Consider the following 20,622-nt stretch of genomic DNA (forward strand, 5'->3'; position numbering starts at 1 on the left):
AGCACTATGCAAACATGGAAAATAATGTTGTTAGCGAACCGCTATATACCGCCGACCAAACGAAAGCTTTGGGACTGTTTTTACGCCAACGTAAGCCTGCTGAAATTGCAGAAGCGGTTAGCGTAGCCACACGCACGGTTCAAAAATGGATAACTCAGTTTGATTGGAAGACGCTGAGGGATGACGCGCCCGTCGAATTAATGATGAGACAGCGCATTGCTTACTTGATGTGGGTTGACGAAAAGCTTGAGAGCCAAGAGCGTGAGCTCAAGATGTTACTCGAACAGCAATTCAAGCGTGATGAAGCTGAGCAAAGACGCAACCGACCAGCTGGCCGAAGTGATGGTGAGCAAAAGCGTGGGCGTAAGTCGAATAAGGTGAAGAACGATGTTTCCCACATCACCAAAGAGATGTTGGATGAGTATCGCGAGAAAACCTTTTTCGAATACCAAAAGGAAATTCACGGCCATAAACAAAACGATGAGATCAATGAAACTCGCTTTTATCTTAAGTCGCGTCAGATTGGTCTTACGTTCTATTTTGCCTTTGAAGCGTTTGAAGATGCGGTGCTGACTGGCGACAACCAGGTGTTTATCTCTGCGTCGAAAAAGCAGTCGTATATCTTCAAAAACTACATTCGTAAATTTGCGCTAGAGATTGGCGAAGTTGACCTTAAAGGTAAGGACGACATCGAGTTAAGCAACGGCGCAAAGCTTGGTTTTATGTCGACCAATGTTGCGACCTCTCAAGGCTTTAACGGCCACATGTATTGGGATGAAGTGTTTTGGATCCCTCGCTTTGCTGAATTGGATGATTATGCAGGCGGTATGTCGATTCAGGCGCAGTTTCGCACCACTTACATTTCAACACCTTCCACCATGGCACATGAAGCCTACCCGAAATGGCAAGGCAAGAAAGAGCACGGTATTGATATCAGCCACAAGGCACTTAAAGCCGGTGCTTTAGGTGTTGATTTTATCTTCCGTCAAATGATCACGGTTGATGATGCGATTAAGAAGGGCGCGACCTTCTTCAACATGGATAAGCTTAAGCGTAAGTATCCGGTTAAAGAGATTTTCGACAACCTGCTGCGTTGTAAGTTTTTGGATGACAGCGCTTCGTTCTTCTCATTGAAAGCATTACTGGCCTGTAAGGCCGATACGTCATTGTGGAAAGATGTCGACCACGACAAAGTAAGGCCAGTGGGCAATGCAGAGGTTTTGGTCGGTTATGACCCAAGAGGTGGCGGAACGGGTGAAAGCTCGGATGATGCAGGCCTTGTGGTGGCGTTAAAGCCTAAGCGCAAAGGTGGTGTGTTCCGACTGATTGAGCGAGTGCGCCTTAAAGGTTCTAGCTATGAGCAACAGGCTGACACGATTCGCAGCATTACCGATAAATACAATGTGGTGTACATGGCGATGGATACCAGTGGCGTAGGCTCTGCGGTTGCAGAGCTTGTTCGCAAGTTTTATCCCGCTTTGGTTGAGTTGGATTACTCACCCGAAGTGAAACGATTGATGGCGTACAAATCACGAGAAATCATTAACAGTGGCCGCTTACAGTTTGAAGCGGAGTGGGATGACCTCGTTCACTCGTTCTTAATGATTCGCCAGCAAACCACCAAAGTAAGTAACCAAATTACCTTTACTTCCAACCGCAGCAAAATTGGCTCTCATGCGGATTTAGCCTGGGCGTCTATGCACGTTCTGCGTTGGGAGCCGATTGATATTAATAACGACACCGACACCACTGTCGAGTTCTTCTAGCCTAATTTTTGGAGAGACCAAGTGATAGAGATTGAATTTTCTAAACCCGTGAGCGTGATGAACAGCGACATTCTCAGTTATTTAGAAGTGGCGTTGGTTGATGGTTTATACGAACCACCGATCGCCTTAGATACGCTAGCCAAAGCGCTGCGCACCAACCCGATGCATTCGAGTGCGATTGAGTTTAAGCGCAATACGTTAATGCATGCCATTGCGTTGAGTGGATTGCTTTCACGCCAAGATGCAAAACGTTTTATTCAAGACTACCTCACTTTTGGTGGTGCTCACCTGCAGGTGATTCGAGATTATAGAGGTTTAGGCGAAGTCGTTAAGCTCAAGCATTTACCGACACTTTACATGCGTAGACGTGAAGACTTGGGTTGGTCGTATAAGCCAAGAGCTTACGATGATGATGGCCGTATCGACTACAAACATAACCAAGTGTTCTATTTGGGTGACTATGACGTTGCTCAAGAACTGTATGGTTTGCCGAGCCACATTAGCTCTTTGACGTCTATTTGGCTGAACGATGATGCTACCTTGTTTCGTCGTCAGTATTACCGTAACGGTAACCATGCAGGTTATTTGCTGTATATGAACGAGCCTTCGATGAGTGATAAACAAGAGGATGAGATCAAGAAGCAGCTGCAAGCTCAAGAAGGCATGGCGTTTAAAAACTTGTTTGTGAATGCCAGAGGTAAAGACACCAAACCCCCTGAACTAAAGCCTATTGGGCAAGTTGAAGCGAAAGATTCTTACCGTGATGTGAAGAATCAGACCATGAACGAGGTGCTTTCGGTTCACCGTGTGCCAATCGAGTTGATGAGCATTCGACGCGAGAGCATTACGTCACTGGATTTGAATAAGGTGGATTGGCTGTTCCACAAGAATGAGCTGCTACCGTTGATTGATATGATGCAAGAGTTGAATGATGTTGTGGGGCAACAGGTTATTACCCCTAAAGAATATAAACGTTTGGATGCGGCTTAGTATCGAGTATAGACAGATTCGTCTTTACTGCAGTGAGTGTTGCAGTTGTGCTCTTATCCAAGTTTGTAGCGATAAGAGCTTTTGAGCATTTTCAGCACAGGTTTGCAGGTTCGCTACATCTTCCGCTAAGACTTCGGCGTCTCGCTCGTAACCTGTAGCGGTTTTGGTGGCACCATCAGGGACGGTGGTGGTGTGCTGAATACCGATTGCTCGATTATGCGCTCGCACTGATTGGGCGCGGATGTGCATCCAGTCAGGATCATTAACAACGCACTGCTTATCATTGTTCTTTTGGGCATACTTGATCACCTCTTTTTCAATCTCTCGAAATTCAATACGAATATCAGGCTTTTGGTTAGCGAGTTTTACGGCTAGTTGAAAAGCCTCATCTTGTTTCTGCTCTATTTTTCCCCAGAGTACGTTTTGCGCTTTGAGTGCTTTGGCTTCGGTAGTTGTTACGCCGTAGTCATAAGAACAATAAGCGACACCGCTAAGAACGGAAGCAAAGGCAATGGCTTTAAATAGAGTTAGATATTGGGTCAACATAATCACCACCCATTCAAACAGACGTGTTGTTCTGTTGCTCGTCGTTTAGGAATACCGGCACAGTTACTTTGATTGAGTCGGCAGTCTTTACCATTCACAAACACCCACCTTGGGTATTCGTTACAAGCGCCTTGATGATCACCTTGGTTAAACTTCTTCAATAAGGTGGAGCGTGTGAAGTTACCTGCACCAAGGTTAAAGACAAAACTCACCATCATGTCGTATTCACCTTGGCTTGGCGTTTGGGTTATGTGTTTATTGACGACACGCTCAGCGGCAGCAATATCTTTAACGAATAGCTCAGCGGCTTTCTGCAATGTGAGTTTGGTGTTTTCCGTTACGCCCTGCGTATGACCTAACCCTGCAGTCCAAACATCAGCACTGCATTGGTAGGGCTTCAGCCTACAGCCTTCTTCATTCGCTACATGGCTAAGGCCGTTCTCACTGATTATTAGCTTTGAATCAATAGTAAAGACAATGGCAAGAACGGAAGCCACAGAACACACCACCGCCTGTATTGCTTTGGTTTTTAGGCTCATGCTGAACCCTCTTTTTGTGAGTTCAATTTGTCTAACTGCGCTTGGCTGAGTTTGGTTGCAATCGCGTAGTGACGAATCGCCATGATGCCAGCGCCAATACCGACCGCAACAGACAACACTTGGAGTACGTCATTCACGCCAAAACTGATTAGGGTTGCACTAATGGAAGCTAAGATTTTCTTTAGGCCAGTGACATCTAGTAGCGATACGACTAGTGCCTTTGCCTCTGATTCATTCATTGATTTCTCTCTTATGGCTAGTTAATTAGTTCCCCCATAAACAGTGTATCTAGTTGAGTTTTAAAGGGGACTTATGGCATTTCTAGTGTCGAGATATAGAAGTTCAGAAGGCAAGAAAGAGAAAACCCAGCGCAGTGGCTGGGTTTAAATAGGGTTGGGATTAGTTGGTAGGCGGTGTCGGCCAAGGGTGCTCTGTTTGGATCTTTGCTCGCGCAGCTAAGGCTTGAGCCTCGCTAATGTCGGCCTCTGCTTTGTTGCCACTTAAACGCTTGATTTGAGCTTCTGCAATTAGTGGATCACACATACGAGAATAAAGCTGTCGTCTTATCTCGTCAGTGATGTTGTATTCGGCAACGTACTTGTTGCTTTGGTTGGTGACCCAAGCGTTGTTAATCCACTCATCCCATTGAGTTACTGGCTCGTCTTTTGTGTAATCGTCTGTGATTAAAGACGCATCATCAAAGTCTTTGGTTTTATGAGTCTGCTTATGATAAACCGTAACCTCAATAAACTTAGGTTCTACCGCCCACGTTTGGCTTTTCTCATCAAACTTGGCTTGTTCGGTTTCTGAATCGAACTCCGGAACTTCAATGAACGTGGCTAGCTGCGGCAATAGATAATCGTCATAACCATCAATTTTATGGACTGGGCGCTGACCGATGTATTCAAATGTATCGCAATCGTAGAAATAGGCTGTTTTCATTACATCCATCCTCTGTGAATTTTGGCAGCGTAGTTGATTGAGTGAGGGCGGTTTTCGCTTGCTGTTGGGACAACGCGAGAGACATCAAAGTGAACTCGCCCTTCATTGTAATACCCCGCTGATGTGATGCCGTATTCTTGTGAAGATCGGTTCGTCCCATAGAAACTACCCTGCGGATTCTCATTTTTCCTCAATAGCCCAAAAGGTATGGTCCCTTGTATGTCTCTAATGGCATCGCCTTGATACTCACCATGCGCCACACCTGCTGGAGTCGCACGTGTGTAAGCCCCGACTAAGTGGGGGTTAGGTCTGGTGAATGTGGTTGAACCATCACCGGTTCCCCAATACGCTGCGTATTTTTTCTTATCTGAATCTTTCGTAGCTTGGCTTATCAACAAGCCCGTCCGTTGAGCATGAGCCCAGAGCAATGAGTCGGTTGCTCTTGATAGAATACCTCCATCCAAATCCACCCATCCAGCGCGCGGGTTTGGGTCGTCAAAGTGTTCAATCTCACCGCATCGCAGTGCTAACAGCTCCTTTTTCAACTTAGAGAAATGAAGCCCCAACAACTCCGTTTCTGTCACGTACTGATTGTGCTTAAAAATGACCTGTCCGGCTTGACCCGAAACCGCAGCTTTTAGAGTGACCATACCGCCGATGCCTTTTGCCAGGGCAATCACTGGGGTTTGGCAATCCACGATGGATTGGTCTGAGGTATCTACAATCTTGATTTGATAGAGGTACTCATTGAAGTGCGTTTCAATCGGTAGGTTGAACACAAATGTGAGTACGCCATTGTCATCGTAATAACTGGTTTCGATTGTGTCCGTATGGAAAACAGACAAGCTGGCGCTTGGCGCGTTGTGTGTTAATGCCCCAATGAGTTGAAACTTTTTCGCGGTCTGTTTCAGGTTACTTTTGAGAATGCTGATCCCGTGCTGAGTTGGGGTACCTTGCAGCGTGCTCATACGGTGTCTCCTATTTCAAGTTGCCATGTGATGGCGGTACAGCACAGAAAGGGGGCTTCAGCTTCTAATTCAAGCTGAGAGCTAAACTCTGGCTTCATGGTTAAGGCCGTAGCCAATTCAAATTGTGTATTTGCATCAAACGGATAAATCCAATGAAACTCGGTGTGCGGCAGTCGTTTTTCTTCTAACGCTTTAAAGGCCGCGTCATTGTTGTAGCTGAACAGGTTTATCTTGATGAGGTTTGGATTAGCGACTTCATCAAATACCACACCTTTGGAGCCCATCGTCATCAAGAGCCGTTGATAGTCTGAAATCTTCCAACCAAATTGCTGCTCTTCAAACTCAGTTAATAGCGACAGTTCAATATCGTCATGGGTTTGTTTGAAGTCTTTGGCCATGCCTTTGATGGTGTTGGCCAGCTCGACGTTCTCGGTGTCTTGCCAGTATTCGCCTTTGGGTAATAGCCCACGGTAGGCGTTTTCAAAATCACCGGCACTGAAGTTAATAATTAAGTCGGCGGTGTCCACGTTACGCCTCCTAGTACATGTATCTGGTTTTTATTAATGGCGACCTCTCCAACAGGTGTACGAACAATGAAGTTGTTGGTCACGGTTGATGTAGTTAACACAATTTCAGTGTTGGTGATGGATTCAGGCTTTTGAGTTATCGGGTCGATTTTGCCCATTTTCCCTTTCACAAGATTCTCTAGTGCGGTGATCACATCATTACGTATAGCTTGGTCTTGAATGCCTTGTATCTCGATGTTGAGTGGCACTTGCTTTGGTAGATGAGCGATTGGATGACAACCTGCCAGTCGGTTACGCTCAAAGGTGTCTTGAACTAATTTGACTACTGCAGCACTTAAGGTCGGGTTGTTTTCTCGCGCACCGATATACACTTCCACCATACCTCGCTGTGGGGTGTTATCGAGCGCCCAAGCAAAGTCCACATCGGAGTGAGCAGACACGGCCCAGGCTTGGTAATCTTCTGATTTACCGATGAGCTCGTTCTTCTCAAACGCTACGATCACTCTTGAGCGCCAGTGCTTGAGCTCTTCAATGTTCGCGCCACCTGTCACACCCTGTGAAACCACACGGTTTGGGTCAATTCCGCTGAGCCCTTTGCTTAGCGTCAGTATTGCGCCAGCAGGTAAGTTGCTATCGAAACCCGATTTAAGCGCGATGACTTCGACCGGAGCATTGCTGTATTGTTCTTTGGTGGTTTCATACTCGCTATTGGCATGCGTTAAGCGGGTTCCTTTTTTGATCACCACCGTTCCGCCAAGCTCAGTGAACTGGACTCGGCCCGTTGCGAACGTGGGCAGTAGTCGAGGGGCTTTATGGCGATTGGCGTGTAGGTATAACCACTCTTCAGAGCAAGTCTCTGGATGCAGCTGCCTGAACAGCAAATCTTGATAACCATATTGCCCATAGCTGACACCCGCAATGGCAGCGGCTATCCCTTTGGTTGCTGGGTTGTTTTGCCCTGTCGCAGACACCAGATTGGCTTCTGCGCGAGCTATCAAATCATCTAGGCTTCGTTGTGTACTCATTGGTTAACCTTTGAAAGTGGAACATCGAACTGAGAGCCATCGGTTAGGGTGATCATCACATTGCGACCCATTTGGGTTGGCTTCTCTCGCCATACTGAAACTTCAACTGCTTTGGCGTGGCCGTCGGTAATGAGCCAAGCGAGTGACTCTTCACAAAACCGCTTCGAGAGGCTTAATGTTTCGTCGGTGAGCTTTGCTCGCTTGAGTGTCCAGTCACGAGAGCCGACCACGTTTATCAACTCATTGCTCCAAGTGCCACCGCGCTCATTGCTTGCCATACGGGCGCGATCGTTTTGAGTCGATTCGGCATAGTTGTAAACACTCTGCAGAACAGCGTGGGTTAATCCCTCTTTAGAGCTGATCGGCGCAGTCAGGGCGGTTAAATTGAAATGGCTCATCCTTTGTTTGGCCCCTTGGTTGTTCTGTTTGCACCATCGTCTTTGTAGTCGTGAGTATGTTTCTCAACGCTAACGCCGCCGAACGTACCTGAAGAGCCACCAACAGCGCCCGTAACTTGGGTATCTTTCATAACCGTTAGGTTGCCGCCTATCTCAACATCACCAGAAAACTTGGACTTAGGTGCAGTAACGTTCACAGCCGTTGCGTTCACGGTGGTTTCTTGTGCCGATATCACTTCTAACTTTGCACAGGCGTTTATCTTGATGCCTTGGTCTGTGAAATGAACAAGATTGCCTTTGTCATCGAGTATCGCGACTTCACCAGGTTGTAACTCTATTTGGTGGCGTTCGTCTTCTACGTTCACGGTGATGCCGCGAGATGTGGTTCCACCAATGAAAAGGTTGTAAGTTTTCGCACCTGGTAGTGGGCGACTCATAAACCCGTAGTTGTGTACGCGTTTTATCTTGTCGTTAGTTCGGCCTGTCGCGGTTTTGATTTGTAATCGGCCTGTGGTTGCACCTGTGACAGTGCCGGTGCCAATCACATTTTTGATTCTGGCCATTAATCGCTGTTGTTGCTGCAGAGCACTAGACATAGCTTTGCTCCTTAAACGGTCTGAATAACTCAACCGACGTTTCCGTAGAGCTTTCAGACACCGATAGACCAAGCGACTTGATCACCAACATCTCACTGAAGCTTTGCTCTTGGTCTGCCACTCGAATCACTCGGTTTAATCCGTCAATGGCCAACTCAGGGAAGGTGTCGGCAATCGTGCTTGATGCTGTCAGGCTTTGAGCTATGGCAAGGTTGCGCTCGTATTTAGCACGAGATAGGCAAGCTTCACGGTTTTGTAACTGGTCACAGGTGATCACCATAGTGCGTGAGCTCTCGACGTTTGGATTGATGACCTGTGCGCTTGCGTCATCCCACTGGCCTTGCACATCAATGGTGTGAAATTGCTGATTGAAGGTGCGCTTGATGTTCAGGTTGTCGATGTTGTTGCCCGTTTCTAGGCCGATATTGCTGATAGTTGCATGCGCGGTGTTTTCAATGGTCAACACACCACTGCGCTCAACCAACATAAAACCTTGCTCTCGAATCAGTTGTGCCACGTTCTCAACCGGTGATTCGGCATTTATCTGAAACTCAGGGATGACCGGCATACTCTTCACCAGGCTTTTCACTTTCAAACCAAATGGCTTGGCGACATGGCGAAGTAGCTCTTCCACGTTCAAGTTATAAAGCGCGTCCATCGTGATGCGTGAATCAATCATGTTGGCACTCTTTGAACGGCCTGAAATGGAAACAGCGTGAGCATTTGAATCGGTGTTTGAATCCACACCATCAATCTGACCAGTCAGAATCGACTTGTCGTTAAGGAAGAACTCAACCGACAACGGGCTTTCAATACTCATAGGCTCAATTGAGCAACTGAACGTGTGGGCCAGCTGTTCTATGGAGTAGTTGAGATTCGCTTGATAGAAGGTGCGCGGCTTGCCATCAATGTGCATCGTTAGCGTGTTCATGACACATCCCTCACGGCAATGTCACCACGAATGAAGAGCGGGTGCTGCAGTGCATTCATTTTGGTGATGACCTTTTCTTGAGTGAACTCATCGTGCGCAATCGCCAGCGCAGATTGAAAGCGTGGTGACTGCACCGTTCTATGGGGCGCGGTTCCGCTGACCACCTTATCTTGCTGAACCTTCAGATTGCTTTTCAATGTAGTGACTGCATCGAATAACTCAATGCTTTCAAGCGTCGACACTTTGGTGGTTTCTTTGATGCGCTCATCGATACCGACAATCAAAGTAGACAGGTCATTCTTGATGGTTTCAGGCTGCTTAGCCGACTTCGTAATATCAAAGCGGTCGCCTTTCTCTAGGTGTGTGATGTCTTTGTTCATCTTCACTGCGGCCGTCACCATCTGCACATTATGGTGCTGAGTTGGTGTGTCCGGTTTCACTTCACCTAGTAGTAAAGCTTGAGCACTGCGCGAGTTGTCTACGGCTTCATTACCTGAGCTAGGCTCAGCTTGAACACCATCGGCTACCGCATCCACTGACGTAGAAAACAGATCAGCAAACTCAGTTGGATTGGTGCTGAGGCTACTCACTGCAGAGAATGCTTTATTAATGGCGTGGTTAATGTCTTGAAGGCTTTCATCTTCAAGCTTTAAGCGGTTGGTGATGTCGACCAACACGTTCAGTGCGCTGATGGCATCATTTTGAACCTGGTGAATGTTCGATACATCCAAGCCTTTAACTTGTTTTGCGAAAGAACGCTTCGATAAGCTCTCGACCATGTTGGCCTGCGTTTTTGTGCGAACGGAAGTCGGTGCAGTGATTGAAGGGGAAGAGCCAGCGCGAGCAAACTTCAGGCTCAGCGTGACCAATCCTTTCTTGGTACTGATGCTTTGCGATACGTCTTCAAAGACAAGCGGCAGCTCACCCAACCAAGGATGTTCTAGCTCGCCTGTTGGTGTTGTTTCTAGGTTTTCAATGAGGGCATTTGCATCGGCCAGAGAACTAGAGCCAACGAACACAGCTTCAATCGTGTAGGTACGGGCTTTCGTTCCCATAACTTTGATGTGTGGTAGCTCTGCGTAAGGGATTTCGCTGACTTGCAAGCGCTTACCACCATCAAAGGCGATCGAGAGGATATTGAGCTTCAGCCCATTCCATCTAGCGTGCTCGTACTGTCGTTCCCACATCAAAAAGCCACCAACTACAGAAGAAAATCAGAATTAGGCAGCGAGAATAAAATGAGTGATGGAGTAGGGCGCTCAGGCCCTGTTCGGACTCACCCTCCCCTCCACACCAAAATTCCGCACTGCAATTATGCGATCTTAGAACCGCATTTCATTTCGGTAGTTGTATTGGAACACAGCCCCTGATGTATCTACATCGAGGGCTGTTTTAGATAGGGGATTTAGAGATCGTCTGAGATCGTTTTTGTGCGTTTTTTAGAAAAAGGTGATCGTCAGGTTTTTACAGTCGATAGGCTTGAAGTAATAACGCATCCATGGCCGTTAATTTACGAGCGGCCAATGAAATGCGTTTACTTGATACGCCTGTTTTAATAGAGGCGAGTTCGTAAGAGTAACCAGAGTTAAACACGAGACTTACGGCTTCTCGTGTTCTCTCTGGCATCTCACGTTTAGGTAATATTTCTAGCAAAGCATCAAGGCGCTTTTTAGGAATAAGGTTCATTTATTCAAAAATATCCGTAGTCTAGGCTTCTGGTTTAAGCGCTTGGTTGTTCCATCTGCCCGAATATATCGATTTGGTTGATGTCACCTTTGCAGAGTTCCGGTTGTAGCTCTGAACTTGGCTTCTGACCTGTTGGTTCAATGAAGTGCGAGAACGACGTATGAGCAACAAACACACTTCCGCAATTCAGGTTTAAACACTGGCAATAAAGTTCTCTCGTTTCAGAACTGATAGCGCGAGAGGTTGCGATACGCGTTTTAGTTTCACATTTCGGGCAGGTTACGAGCATTGTATTAATCCTTTCATGTCATGGTGTTGCAGCGCAGAAACTTCCGGCGCATTCATTTTTGCCATACATTCAAGCGAGTAGTGGCAAACGTTATGTTTTTCTAAAATGGATATACCTTCCGCCAGTTGTTCTAATTCTTGGCTTACTACACCATTTGAAATGGTAAAACTGTGACCATTAAACCCTGCAAATGTATTATCCAATTCATGACGAACTCCAATTAGCCGTTCGTTTTTACACACCCAACCCTCTCTCAATATTTTACCATCAATGTTCTTGTTAAGTTGATTATTAAGCCACTGTTCTTCATGCATCAGACTACGATCAAGTATGATGATTGCGTTGTCATTTTGGTGTTTTAATTCTTGGATTATTTTAGCTACGACGACCTGAAGTTGTTGTTTGCTTGTCATTTTAGTTATTTTCCATCGTCATAAGCATTGCACTAAACACGGCTTGTTTTTCTCCACTAGGTAAAGCCTCAAAGTTCTTCGCCCACCGCTTAGCTTTTCTTTGAATACGTTGGCGGTCAGTGGAGTCTTTACCTGCAAAAGAGTGGTAATGAACATCACCTGGCGTGAAGTTACACCACACTGTTTCGGTTCTTACGCCGCCACGCGTCATTGCTTGAAAATCCACACTCCACCAATCTGCTAATAGGTCATCGTATATTTCATTTCTATAACCAGAAACCATCACAAAGCAAGGTAGTGAATTGAGCATTTCAAGTAATCGTCTATGATCATCATCGGTCAATTCATTTTCATATCGAGCTGAACTAGTTCGGGTAGAGTGAACATATGGGGGATCGCAGTAAACAACGGTTCTTCCACTTTGGGAAAAATCAAACGAGCTTAGAAAGTCGAATGCATCGGCTTGAAAAATATCAGCTGCAGTAAAGTCAGATTCGTCTATTGCTGAAGCGGAATTAAATCCATCGATACATGTTGAGTTAATATCAATACCAATCTGGTTAGCTGCTGGCGCTTTTCTCTTTAAGACAACTCCGGTCCCTAAGAACGCTTCAATGTAAGTGTCATGCGGTGGCATCAAATTAATAATGGTTTGATAAACACCACTTCCACCTTTTGAACCTAAATACCCCATAAATCCCACTTCACCTTAAATTCTCATCGTGTGGCCAACGTAGTTATAAATGACTATGCTCGAGCAAATTAAGGCTCTCGCTTTCTGGTACCACATAGTCATAAATAACTACACTCGATACGTTTAGGCATCCAAAGCCTTAATCGCCATATCAACAAAATGCTTTATATGCTTACCGTGATGATCACCATTTTTTAGGTGTAATGGGATTTGTCTTAGATATTCAATAGCAACATCTGTTTTGTTATCGAATTCGTCTTCATCGGGATAACCACCATTCTTATTACAAGTTATGTAATGCTCACTACCTAACGCGGTGTAACCTTCCTGACCGAGCTTTGCTAAAATCATCACACGTTCCCCCAATGAGTAGTTGGTCACTTTCAGTCCATACGACTCGGTACTTGAATTTGCGACACCTACTTTTATCTCTTCAATCGCTAAGTCAATAATACTAAGCTCACTGGCACTGACTAAAAGCGAGCGGCCACCACTAGCGAATACCTCATCTATATATTGAATAGCGTTACCTTGGAATTCATCATCAATGATGGCTTGAACTGTCGAAGTCAGATCACTCGTTCCGTAAGCGTCTTGATAATCTTCAAGGCCAAGCCAACCATCTTTATTGCTAATTTCAACTTGAATATTTAACGTTAGTTTTCTTTCGCTCATTTCATCATTCCTCAAAAATAGGCCACTCATCAGACTCAATGATTTCTAGGTAATCGGCCCACGATTTACTCGGGCGCTTACTTACAGTGATGTCAGATAGATTTGGCTGTTGGTATTCGTGGTTTTCATCTTCTCCGGTTAGAGGTTCAGGCTGTTTAGCCTCGAAATCATCTAACCAGCTTAAATCTGGCTTGGGTTGGTACTCTTCAACGAGCTGAGCAGGGCGAACCGTGCCGCAGGGTAGGTGCTCCGCAGGGCGGATTCTTATGCTCGTTTCATCATCTATTCGAATTGAACTGCCTTGTTGCAGCGCGATTAGGGCTGAATCATCAATATTTGGCGGTAAACCACCACCTACTGAGTAAGGTTCTAATAATCGCTTAAGCTGATCGCTGACCTGTACTTTCTGCGATGGCGTACAGTTATTGACAGAACTCCGAGAGGAATCAGAGATTCCAGAAAGAGCAAGATCAAGAGCAGGAGCAAGAGCCCCCGCTTCAGCTTCTATCGTTTCCTTGGAAGTGACTTTTTTACCTTTTAACCTCCATGTAATCGGGTTTTCGCTTGGCTTATCAAACTCGTAAACTGTTTCGGTGTTCTTCTTAGTTTTTTTTGTGATAGTCCAGGTTCTTAAACGTGTTTTAACTAGATCACCAGAAGCGACAAAACCTTCAATTTTACGAACGTCTTCACCGTGCGGAGAGGCAAACGGCAACACTTCATAAGAGTTAGTAATAAGTAAATCTTCACGCTTAACGAATGGGCCACCTTGTCCCATGATGTATCCTTTCCAATGGCCGTTATCAGCAGCTTTCATTGTGTCGGTCACAGCAGTGTTATCTGTTTCCATACATGGCTGATAATTGTCAGCAATAGCTTTAAGCAATTCTGCGTTTTCCATTACATCAGCAGGTTTGAATGGGCCAACTAAATCACGGTAAGCCTCTAAGTAAATAGTGATTAAGTTGCTACGCTCTTGCTCAAAGACGTATTCCATAAACGCTTTTTTGTTCTGATTAGCGAAGCGGCGCAATTCACGATAAGTGGTAACGGGGGCACCACCAAAGAATTGGAATTGACGAATACCCCAACGGCTCTTCCAAGCGTTAACGTTTTTAGCCATAGCTTGAACAGACTTACCCGTTTCGTCTGAAACTTCCCCATCCATTGCAAAACCATCAATATTTTTAGATATGTATTTAGCGATATAGCCTGTTGCCGTACCTTTCTCTGGGTCTATCAGCCCAAAGTCACAACGAGGGCGATAATTAAAAGGACCTTGAATAGATTGCTTCTTGGCTGCACGTTTTTCATTGCGATCAAAGAAAGGGTAAAGCTCTTCCTTATCTTCCTTAATCGCATAGCTAATAAACACGTCACGCACTTTCTCTACATGTTCAGGTTGAACCCAAATCAACAAATGCCAGTGTGGCGTACCATCATGATGTGGCTCGGCTACACGAATACCGAACCAACGAATTTCATCACGGCCTAGCTTGGCGCGAATTCGTTGCCAAACATTATTCAAATACTCTTGAGCACCACGAGGGCTAGCCCCGTTCCAATGCGGAATAAAGCTGCCTTTCTTGTAGTGATTATGAAAAACGGAGGGAGTGGTAAGGGTTAAAAATAAGCCTTGAAGCTCAAGCATATTGCCGACATCTTCACAGCCACGGCATCGAGTCATTAGCTCATGACGGCGAATAGCAGGGTTAGATACGCTTTTTAAAACCGTGTCAGACAGTTCAGCTTCTTCACCCGTTTCTTCATCTTTCAATAAACGCTGTTGAAGTGCTTCCCAGTTTTTCTTTTGTGTCTCTTGATGTTCTCGAATGCAATCCCATGACGCATAAGGTGAAGCCTTAGCCGACACTTGCCCCATGGCAATGGCTAGGTGTTCACGCATGATCTTACGAATAGATTTAAGGCGGCCAAACCACCACTTTTCGCAAACCATCCTTGATATGTCAGTGATTGCGCTTTCTGCAGTTTGCTCTTTGTATTTACGCGGTGGGGTAATGCCAAGCTCACGAACTAACGTTGCAACATCTTCATAAATCGAGGGAAGAGCTTCGTCTAATTGCTCTTCGGTTTCTTTACCATGTTGAACTCCAATTAACTGCGCACGCTTATTCACGATATTAGAAATAGTGAAAGCCATATCACGCAGCTCATCGAGTTCTAATTCAGCAAGGATTCGAACTTTGACCTGCTTTTTTTGCTTAGTCTTTTGCTTTTCTGATAAATCAAAATCAAAGCCCAATTGATATTTATTAGATGTAAAGATGCTTACGTTAGAATTGAACTGTTCTTCGTCGTCTAATTCGTCGAGTCTTTTTCTAAGGGAAGCAACTTTTTTTGAATCCGGTAGGTGTTTATAGCTATCCATAACAAGCTTCACGCGCTCACTTGCTGGGCGCATCTTTTCGCGAATGTATGAATTAGCCGCTTGAGCGCCTTGTTCTTTATGAGTCTCGATATAGCGCTTAGCAAAATACTTAGTTAAGTAACTTGGGAGGTCGGCAAAATACTCAGACAGCCACTCGGCATCCTCTGGGGTTTTATTTACCGAATAAAGCATACGCTCTATTAGTGTTTGATTTTCTGGCTCTACGTGAGGCGGTTGATATCCGCTAGGTACGCAAGCAAGCCCTTCATCTATGGCAGGTAAAGGGCATAACCAAAAGCGATTTAATGGTTTAACAGGTTGATAGTAAGTCACTAACAGTCATCCATAAAATCAGCAGGGTTGCGTGTGATTTTTAATTGAACTTGAATAGATTCATCACCAGAGAGCAAAGTACCCAACAGCACTTCATTATCTGGGTGATCACCTTCGAGCATTTCTACTAATAGGGTTTCAATATAATCAGGGGCTTCAGCCGCAATTTTCAGAGCTTCACTCATAGGGTTGCTAGCTCCTGCGTATCCATAATCATGTGACCGCCAGTGTGATTACCTTTGATAATCACGCCTTTCAAAACGTGATGGCATTTGAACAGCTCGCAAGCCGTATCAATCGCAGGCTCTAGTGATTCAAACTCACCAAGCAGCACGTTCTTCACTTCGTTGGTTTCATCATGGCGAACAACACCGCCACCGTTATTGAGTGCAACTGCTACATAACTCAGCATCAGCCAGCCTCCAAAGTTGGATAACCGTGTTGGTCGGCGGTGTCGCGCCACCACATTTGCATTTGGGTTGTTTGAGATGGAGATTTATTGCAAGCGGAGATAAAGAACAGCGAACGAACTGCGCCTAATGCCTCGGATTGAAGCTTTTCATTTTCGATAGTGTTGTAAACCACAACCCAGAAAACCCACCAAGCAGTGATGAAGTCTTCAAGGCATAGCCCTTGCTCAGTGCCGTTCACGTTCACCAACATGGCACGAGTAGAATCAAGTTGAAGCATTACGCCTTGGCTTGAATCAACGCTATTGAATACACGAACGAACTGTTCAATTTTGCGAGAGGTAAAGCCTTCACCACGAAGGCCGTGCTCTAAATCTTTTCGGAATACGGTAATGATGCTCATGCTTACTTCTCCACCGCTTCTAAACAAAACTGCTCAAATTGATATAACGCTTCATCATCAAAGTGGCCTAAGTCACGGAGGCCAAGCATTTCAAGGAACAGGTAGCGGTTACTCATATCTAAGTTCGCCCAATGGTGAAGTTGTGAAACCTGCTCAATTGAACCGTTGCGATACCAGCTTGGGAATGAATGACCAAAGAACACACGAGCACGATCACCAGTCATTGCTTCTTTGATATCGGCCAAAACATCTTCTTGTGCTCGGTGGGTTGCGATAGGTTCTTGCTTCTTTGCGATAGCATCGAGTTGAATCAGAATGTTTTCTTGCTGCTCTTGGTTAGCACTTTTAAAGCGCTCAACGATTTGTTCACATGATTGGTTGAACATATGGTTGTGGGCATTTTGGTAACTCATTCTGTCACCTCCGCTTCTAAGACAGCTTGTGTATCAGCGTCATAGCACGTCACCATATAAAACTTGCCCCAAATTTCAGAAACATACTTAGCCTGAAACTTCGCATCATCTAAGGCTGAATGATGAACACCTTCACGAACTAACGTTTCCTTGGGGTTGATACCTAAAATGTCACGGCCCATTCTCACAATGGTTCGCACATCAAGGTCATTCCAATGAATGAAATTAGGACGAATGCGAGTCGCTTTGAAAGAGTTCATTAGGATCACATTGTCAAAGCCTGCGCCATTGCCCCATAAACAGATATCTTTTGATTCACCTAAATCAGCTAACCATTGGTTAAACTCAAGCAAGGCATCTTTAAGTGAAGACTTTGGCGTTTCTTTTAGGAAGATTGCACGAGCTTCATCACCTTGTGATAACCACCAAGTTACGGTCGGTGCATCAATATCACTGTAATAGGCCGCGCTATTAAGGTTAATCACCTCTTCAAACTCAGCACCTAGCTGACCATTGCTAGGGTTAAAAACGACGGCGCCAATAGAAACAATCGCAGCATTGCTACCATTTCCCATTGTTTCTAGATCGAGCATTACGTGTGTTTTCATCATCAATTCCTCAGATTTTGGATATAAAAAACCCTCCCTCTTTAAATCAAAGAGGGATAAGGGGTGTAGGCAAAATGCCTAGTGGCTAGGTTGGCTTGGGTGTAACTCGGTTATGACCAGCGCGAAAGTACATCCTGCGCGTTGGCATCAATTCGGTTAATCTCACGTGAAAGGCGCTTTCGTTCTGCGTTGCAATCACTCTTGGTGTATTGAGCTTGTAGCTTTGCTCTACGTGAACGAAGTGGCTGCAATTGGCGTTCGCCAAGCTCTTTCCTTGTTCGCTCCAAAAACGTTAGGCCGCGTTCCTTTTGCTCGCGGTTCAAAGACCAACACGGCAAATCTGGGCATGGGTTTTCTAATGGTGGTATCGCTACGCTTGAATGTTCTACTGTTGCAACTGACATACAAAATTCCTCTAACTTAAGCCGGGGATTGGTGCACCGTTGGCAATAAAATCGACACCCATACTCAAGAACGGGGTTGCGCCAGTAGTGCGGTTTTCTAGGTCATTAATGAGCAGCACCAAGTTACTAATACCTGCTTGGGCTGTTTTAATAATTGAACTGCGTTCGGATAGAGGCAGGGCTCTTTTACTCGCGTTGTCTAATGCAAGTTGAGATATTTCACCTGCCACAATTGAATTGTCTAAAGCTCGCTTGATAAATGACTCTTCCTTCCCTTCTGGTATGTTGGCTGTCGCTAGCCCCAGTCGACGAAGTACCACTTCTAAAATCACGTAATCATTCGCAGCTTTAGAAATAGCCATCATTTCTGGTACAGAAAGAACATGTGGCTGTTCTTTGTTTAGCTTATTGCGTAGCAGCTTAGGGCATAGGCCAGCAGCTTGAGCAATAACACTGACTTTGTGCCTTGCTCGGAATATGGCGCAGGCCTCGTTGTACTCTTCTTGTGTGTTAGCCAAAAATGTACACATTGCTTGATTCACTCCCATACTTGATACTCAACTCATAGCCAAACAAAAGGTGCTTAGTGGGCTTTACCGTTAGCGGCTTCCCATTCGACTTTAGCTTCAGAGTGCTTACGCTCAATAAGAGCAGCTAAGTCATCCGCATCGATGTAGTAGTCGCCACTATTGCTGTCGGTAGTGCGATAAGCTGGCAAAGGGAACACCTTTGCTTTAATACGTTCATTTGCTGTTTTGACTGAACAATTAAAGTAGCGCTGACAAATAGCACTAACAGGAACTTCAGCGCCGTACTGAGCATTAATTTGAAGAACACGTTTTTTTAGACTGGACTGGTTCATCGTTTTACCTCGGTTAAATCGTAAGAAATAAAGCGGTAGATTCCCGCGTGTGATGACATTAGTTAAGCTTCTTCGGCTTCGCAATACCCACCGCAAAAGTAAGCAAGGTTAGGTAAAACAACGCAAAAATAAGCAACCCAAGGAGCTAATTCACTTTGCGATTCAGTAAGTTTTGCCTCTATGTATGAAGCTAAATCTTCAGCAGTGACGAAGTAGTCATTCTTATTACTTTCTGAAATCCGAAAAGCAGGAATAGGGAATGTATAAGCTTTAATGTGCTGATAAGCCGTTTTCTTTTTGCAGTGAAAAAACGGTTCACAAATTTCAGACACAGGGATAATTGAATCGCCAAAAGCGGCAAGGAGCCCAAATTCAGTATTCATACATCACCTCATATAGAGACACGCCTCAAAGCGTGATAAAGTAAAACTAAGCAAACTAAAGCGCCTGATTCATTTGATTAGCTTTACTTTGCTTGATTGGTTGCGTTGTTTAGCTTTATTCTGCTTTAGCTTGCCGTTTGGGTCAAGCTCATTTGGTGATCTATTTATGAAGGAATGGTTTTTAAGTTCAGATTTGATGGACTTGCCTGGTATGCCCAATTCATCAGCAGGTATCTCTCAGAAAGCGAGAAGAGATGGTTGGAAGTCCCGTAAAACAAAGGGTATGTCTCGTGCGCTTGAGTACCACATTTCAAGCTTTGATGAACAAGATTTAGCAGAATTACGAGTAAAGTTCGGCTCTGAAGTAATACCCGATAACGTGACCGAGATCTCAAACGTAAAGGCCGTAAAATCGTTTTATCAGGCAGATGACTTGTGCGCTGTGCCTGTTTATAACGTTTATGCGTCTTGCGGCTTTGGCGCTCAGAACGATGCGGAATACCAATTAAGAACGGAACTGTTGCCATGTTCACGCTTAAAACAGCATGGCTTAACAGAAAGCACCGCACGAATTGTTATTTGTCACGGTGACTCGATGGAAGACACATTGAGTAACGGTGATGAAGTGCTTGTCGATATTAGAGAACTTGAGCACCCAGTAAATCATGGTGTGTATGTAGTACGTATTGGTAAGCATGTTTATATAAAGCGTTTGAAGTACGACATCATGGCCGAAGGCTACGAAGTCATTTCAGACAACAAAGAAGAATATTCACCCTTTATTGTGAACGGAGAAAAACTCGAAGAGTTCGCAGTGATAGGTAAAGTGGTCACCACCGTCATGAAGGCGGTAATTTAGAAAAGCAAAGGCATCCGAAAGGATGCCTTTTTTTGTTGGTTGGAGTATTGATAGAAATGAAATTAGGTCTGAAATTGGCAGTGGCGGCTTTCCCTGTCCCTACGGCTTTTTGGGTACTAAAAAGCAAAGCATCTTGGTGGGTTAAGGTTATCGTAACTTTGTGGGCTCTCTTCTGGGGAATAATGTTGATAGGGAGCTTTTCTTCTGAAATGCCAACAAACGAAGCTTACGGAGTACTTTCTGTGCTTTCATTGTTAGCTCTCATTGTCGCTTTGCTCCATCAATGTGCGGTAATTGTTTACCAACAGGCCTTGGGAAATGAGGGAGAAAGTAGTCTCGGTGAGATTGAAATACACAAAGAGTATGATATGACCTATCGAGATTCGAAAGGGAAGATAAGCGAACGGAGCATCATTTTACGTGGGATTGAACATAAGAACGGAGAAGAGTACCTGCAAGCCACTTGCTTGCTTCGTAGACGCTCAAGAACATTTAAAAAGTCAAATATTATAACTTTGACCGACACTGATACTGGTGAAGTTGTTATTTGACCACTGTTTTAATCTTGAAGGA

Annotated in this window: 30 protein-coding genes; 4 read left to right on the forward strand and 26 right to left on the reverse strand. The window is 45.0% G+C overall.

What is annotated here, in order from left to right; genetic code table 11:
• The first annotated feature begins 14 nt into the window (after positions 1-14).
• Positions 15-1,766 carry a terminase large subunit domain-containing protein gene (locus tag OCV30_RS01595; RefSeq protein WP_065679519.1) on the forward strand — a complete coding sequence of 584 codons (1,752 nt, stop codon included), beginning with the start codon at positions 15-17 and terminating at the stop codon, positions 1,764-1,766.
• Between the two features lie 21 nt (positions 1,767-1,787).
• On the forward strand, positions 1,788-2,756 hold the full coding sequence (locus OCV30_RS01600; protein ID WP_065679520.1) for a phage portal protein: 969 nt from the start codon (positions 1,788-1,790) through the stop codon (positions 2,754-2,756).
• A 24-nt stretch (positions 2,757-2,780) separates the two neighbouring features.
• Here OCV30_RS01600 and OCV30_RS01605 read toward each other — a convergent pair whose 3' ends face one another.
• From OCV30_RS01605 to OCV30_RS01730, 26 genes are all read right to left on the reverse strand, one after another.
• Positions 2,781-3,302 carry a hypothetical protein gene (locus tag OCV30_RS01605; protein ID WP_065679521.1) on the reverse strand — a complete coding sequence of 174 codons (522 nt, stop codon included), beginning with the start codon at positions 3,300-3,302 and terminating at the stop codon, positions 2,781-2,783.
• 2 nt (positions 3,303-3,304) lie between these two features.
• Entirely contained in the window at positions 3,305-3,841 is a 537-nt protein-coding gene (locus tag OCV30_RS01610; protein ID WP_065679522.1) for a lysozyme, read from the reverse strand.
• Positions 3,838-4,080: a hypothetical protein gene (locus OCV30_RS01615; RefSeq protein WP_065679523.1), complete on the reverse strand. Its 243-nt coding sequence runs from the start codon at positions 4,078-4,080 to the stop codon at positions 3,838-3,840. The genes OCV30_RS01610 and OCV30_RS01615 overlap by 4 nt, the downstream gene beginning before the upstream one ends.
• A gap of 160 nt (positions 4,081-4,240) precedes the next feature.
• Complete coding sequence (locus OCV30_RS01620) at positions 4,241-4,783, reverse strand: hypothetical protein (protein ID WP_065679524.1); 543 nt, start codon at positions 4,781-4,783, stop codon at positions 4,241-4,243.
• A complete protein-coding gene (locus OCV30_RS01625; RefSeq protein WP_065679525.1) occupies positions 4,783-5,751 on the reverse strand; it encodes a hypothetical protein in 969 nt (322 codons plus the stop codon). The genes OCV30_RS01620 and OCV30_RS01625 overlap by 1 nt, the downstream gene beginning before the upstream one ends.
• Positions 5,748-6,278 carry a hypothetical protein gene (locus tag OCV30_RS01630; protein ID WP_065679526.1) on the reverse strand — a complete coding sequence of 177 codons (531 nt, stop codon included), beginning with the start codon at positions 6,276-6,278 and terminating at the stop codon, positions 5,748-5,750. Before OCV30_RS01630 ends, OCV30_RS01625 begins: the two co-directional genes overlap by 4 nt.
• Positions 6,260-7,303, reverse strand: coding sequence for a baseplate J/gp47 family protein (locus OCV30_RS01635; protein ID WP_065679527.1), 1,044 nt, complete (start codon positions 7,301-7,303; stop codon positions 6,260-6,262). The genes OCV30_RS01630 and OCV30_RS01635 overlap by 19 nt, the downstream gene beginning before the upstream one ends.
• Positions 7,300-7,701: a phage GP46 family protein gene (locus OCV30_RS01640; protein WP_065679528.1), complete on the reverse strand. Its 402-nt coding sequence runs from the start codon at positions 7,699-7,701 to the stop codon at positions 7,300-7,302. The genes OCV30_RS01635 and OCV30_RS01640 overlap by 4 nt, the downstream gene beginning before the upstream one ends.
• Entirely contained in the window at positions 7,698-8,297 is a 600-nt protein-coding gene (locus OCV30_RS01645; protein WP_065679529.1) for a phage baseplate assembly protein V, read from the reverse strand. Before OCV30_RS01645 ends, OCV30_RS01640 begins: the two co-directional genes overlap by 4 nt.
• Positions 8,290-9,228 (reverse strand): phage tail protein, encoded by a 939-nt coding sequence (locus OCV30_RS01650; protein WP_065679530.1) that lies wholly within the window; start codon positions 9,226-9,228, stop codon positions 8,290-8,292. The genes OCV30_RS01645 and OCV30_RS01650 overlap by 8 nt, the downstream gene beginning before the upstream one ends.
• Positions 9,225-10,415, reverse strand: a complete 1,191-nt coding sequence (locus tag OCV30_RS01655; RefSeq protein ID WP_065679531.1) for a DNA circularization N-terminal domain-containing protein — start codon at positions 10,413-10,415, stop codon at positions 9,225-9,227. Before OCV30_RS01655 ends, OCV30_RS01650 begins: the two co-directional genes overlap by 4 nt.
• Positions 10,416-10,692: 277 nt before the next feature.
• Positions 10,693-10,914 (reverse strand): hypothetical protein, encoded by a 222-nt coding sequence (locus OCV30_RS01660; protein WP_065679532.1) that lies wholly within the window; start codon positions 10,912-10,914, stop codon positions 10,693-10,695.
• 34 nt (positions 10,915-10,948) lie between these two features.
• On the reverse strand, positions 10,949-11,203 hold the full coding sequence (locus OCV30_RS01665) for an Ogr/Delta-like zinc finger protein (protein WP_065679533.1): 255 nt from the start codon (positions 11,201-11,203) through the stop codon (positions 10,949-10,951).
• Positions 11,194-11,616, reverse strand: a complete 423-nt coding sequence (locus OCV30_RS01670) for a hypothetical protein (protein ID WP_065679534.1) — start codon at positions 11,614-11,616, stop codon at positions 11,194-11,196. The genes OCV30_RS01665 and OCV30_RS01670 overlap by 10 nt, the downstream gene beginning before the upstream one ends.
• Before the next feature lies 1 nt (position 11,617).
• On the reverse strand, positions 11,618-12,310 hold the full coding sequence (locus OCV30_RS01675) for a DNA adenine methylase (RefSeq protein ID WP_065679535.1): 693 nt from the start codon (positions 12,308-12,310) through the stop codon (positions 11,618-11,620).
• A gap of 123 nt (positions 12,311-12,433) precedes the next feature.
• The gene (locus tag OCV30_RS01680) at positions 12,434-12,985 is read right to left on the reverse strand and encodes a hypothetical protein (RefSeq protein WP_065679536.1); all 552 of its coding nucleotides are present in this window, start codon (positions 12,983-12,985) and stop codon (positions 12,434-12,436) included.
• A 4-nt stretch (positions 12,986-12,989) separates the two neighbouring features.
• Positions 12,990-15,707, reverse strand: a complete 2,718-nt coding sequence (locus OCV30_RS01685) for a replication endonuclease (protein ID WP_083994614.1) — start codon at positions 15,705-15,707, stop codon at positions 12,990-12,992.
• Positions 15,707-15,892 (reverse strand): hypothetical protein, encoded by a 186-nt coding sequence (locus OCV30_RS01690; RefSeq protein ID WP_065679537.1) that lies wholly within the window; start codon positions 15,890-15,892, stop codon positions 15,707-15,709. The genes OCV30_RS01685 and OCV30_RS01690 overlap by 1 nt, the downstream gene beginning before the upstream one ends.
• Positions 15,889-16,119: a hypothetical protein gene (locus OCV30_RS01695; RefSeq protein WP_065679538.1), complete on the reverse strand. Its 231-nt coding sequence runs from the start codon at positions 16,117-16,119 to the stop codon at positions 15,889-15,891. The genes OCV30_RS01690 and OCV30_RS01695 overlap by 4 nt, the downstream gene beginning before the upstream one ends.
• Complete coding sequence (locus tag OCV30_RS01700) at positions 16,119-16,520, reverse strand: hypothetical protein (protein ID WP_065679539.1); 402 nt, start codon at positions 16,518-16,520, stop codon at positions 16,119-16,121. Before OCV30_RS01700 ends, OCV30_RS01695 begins: the two co-directional genes overlap by 1 nt.
• Positions 16,521-16,522: 2 nt before the next feature.
• On the reverse strand, positions 16,523-16,933 hold the full coding sequence (locus OCV30_RS01705; RefSeq protein WP_065679540.1) for a hypothetical protein: 411 nt from the start codon (positions 16,931-16,933) through the stop codon (positions 16,523-16,525).
• The gene (locus OCV30_RS01710) at positions 16,930-17,544 is read right to left on the reverse strand and encodes a 3'-5' exonuclease (protein ID WP_261879034.1); all 615 of its coding nucleotides are present in this window, start codon (positions 17,542-17,544) and stop codon (positions 16,930-16,932) included. The genes OCV30_RS01705 and OCV30_RS01710 overlap by 4 nt, the downstream gene beginning before the upstream one ends.
• Positions 17,545-17,651: 107 nt before the next feature.
• Entirely contained in the window at positions 17,652-17,945 is a 294-nt protein-coding gene (locus OCV30_RS01715) for a hypothetical protein (RefSeq protein ID WP_065679542.1), read from the reverse strand.
• A gap of 11 nt (positions 17,946-17,956) precedes the next feature.
• Positions 17,957-18,493 carry a phage regulatory CII family protein gene (locus OCV30_RS01720; RefSeq protein WP_065679543.1) on the reverse strand — a complete coding sequence of 179 codons (537 nt, stop codon included), beginning with the start codon at positions 18,491-18,493 and terminating at the stop codon, positions 17,957-17,959.
• Positions 18,494-18,528: 35 nt separating this feature from the next.
• Positions 18,529-18,807 carry a pyocin activator PrtN family protein gene (locus OCV30_RS01725; protein WP_065679544.1) on the reverse strand — a complete coding sequence of 93 codons (279 nt, stop codon included), beginning with the start codon at positions 18,805-18,807 and terminating at the stop codon, positions 18,529-18,531.
• 62 nt (positions 18,808-18,869) lie between these two features.
• Positions 18,870-19,190 (reverse strand): pyocin activator PrtN family protein, encoded by a 321-nt coding sequence (locus tag OCV30_RS01730; protein ID WP_065679545.1) that lies wholly within the window; start codon positions 19,188-19,190, stop codon positions 18,870-18,872.
• A 166-nt stretch (positions 19,191-19,356) separates the two neighbouring features.
• On the opposite strand from OCV30_RS01730, the gene OCV30_RS01735 reads away from it, so the two are divergent.
• Positions 19,357-20,049 carry a helix-turn-helix domain-containing protein gene (locus tag OCV30_RS01735; protein ID WP_065679546.1) on the forward strand — a complete coding sequence of 231 codons (693 nt, stop codon included), beginning with the start codon at positions 19,357-19,359 and terminating at the stop codon, positions 20,047-20,049.
• Between the two features lie 32 nt (positions 20,050-20,081).
• On the forward strand, positions 20,082-20,600 hold the full coding sequence (locus OCV30_RS01740) for a hypothetical protein (protein ID WP_065679547.1): 519 nt from the start codon (positions 20,082-20,084) through the stop codon (positions 20,598-20,600).
• The last annotated feature ends 22 nt before the right edge of the window (positions 20,601-20,622 follow it).

Origin of the sequence: Vibrio atlanticus, assembly GCF_024347315.1 — a bacterium.
In the GTDB taxonomy this organism is placed as follows: Bacteria; Pseudomonadota; Gammaproteobacteria; order Enterobacterales; family Vibrionaceae; genus Vibrio; species Vibrio atlanticus.